Annotated in this window: 1 pseudogene; it reads left to right on the top strand. The window is 59.7% G+C overall.

The features are described 5' to 3' along the window. Positions 1 to 1,390, top strand: a pseudogene (locus F0169_RS26815) (RHS domain-containing protein); the annotation flags it as partial.

Raw genomic sequence — 1,390 nt, 5'->3', positions numbered from 1 at the left:
GATGAGCTGGGCCACGTTACCCGCTACGAATACGGCGACGGCCTGCACCTGATCAGCCGCCGCATTAACGCCGACGGCACCCAAGTCAAATATCGCTACGACAACGTGCGGTTGTTGCTGACAGACATTGAAAACGAAGTCGGCGAAGTTTATGGGTTGCAATACCACCCTAACGGGCTGATCCAACAGGAAACCGGCTTTGACGGCCAGCGCACGGCTTACGTGTATGACCTCAACGGCAACCTGCTGGAAAAGACCGAGCATGGCGACGATAGCAGTCAGCTAATCACCCGTTACGAACGCGACCACGCCGGACGACTTGTACGAAAAACCCTGCCCGACAGCAGCGTTGTTGATTACGCCTACGACCGTCAGGGCAATCTCCTCAGTGTCGACGACAACCACTGGGCGCTGGCCTACGAATACGACACGCAAAACCGCCTCACCGCCGAGCACCAAGGCTGGGGCACTCTGCGCTACGGCTACGATGCGTGCGGTCAGTTGCAACACCTGCGCCTGCCGGACAACAACCGCCTGGTGTTCAATCACGACAAGGGCGGTCACCTTGCCACTGTCGAATTAAACAGCGGGCTGTTGACCTCGCACCTGTTCAGTGCTGGCCGCGAACGCCAACGCCAGCAAGGCCAACTGCTCAGCCACTACCACTACGACGAGCAAAACCGCCTGCACGCCCACGCGGTCAGCCAACAGGAACACACCCTCTACCAGCGCCAATACGACTACGACAACAGCGGCAACCTCAGCCGCATCCTCGACACCCGCAAGGGCCAACACGACTATCACTACGATCCCCTCGCCCGCCTGACCCACGCCAATCACTCACAAGACGTAAAAGAACGTTTCGGTCACGACCCGGCCGGCAACCTGCTGATGCAAGACCGCCCCGGCCCCGACATCGTTGCCGGCAACCGCCTGATGATCCAGGGCGACCATCATTACGACTACGACGCCTTCGGCAACCTGATCCGCGAACGGCGCGGTAAAGGCCATCAACTCGTCACCGAATACCGCTACGACTGCCAGCACCGGCTGACTGGCATTACCCAACCCAACGGGCAAACCGCCCGCTACCGCTACGACCCGTTTGGGCGGCGCATCAGCAAAACCGTGGACGAAAAGACCACAGAGTTTTTTGGCAAGGCGACAAGCTGATTGCCGAGCATCACGCTGATCGGCATCGCAGTTACCTCTACGAGCCGGACAGTTTTCGGCCGTTGGCGCTGCTGGAAGGCTTTGGTCCGAGTGAAACCAAAGCCTTCCACTACCAACTCGACCACCTCGGCACACCGCAAGAACTCACCGCGCCTGACGGAGAAATTGTCTGGTCCGCGCATTACCGCGCCTACGGCCAGGTCGCTCGCCTGGACAT

The sequence above is a fragment of the Pseudomonas kitaguniensis genome (assembly GCF_009296165.1).
GTDB lineage: Bacteria > Pseudomonadota > Gammaproteobacteria > Pseudomonadales > Pseudomonadaceae > Aquipseudomonas > Aquipseudomonas kitaguniensis.
Note: the sequence above shows the minus strand (reverse complement) of the source record. Positions and strands in the feature narration are given on the sequence as shown.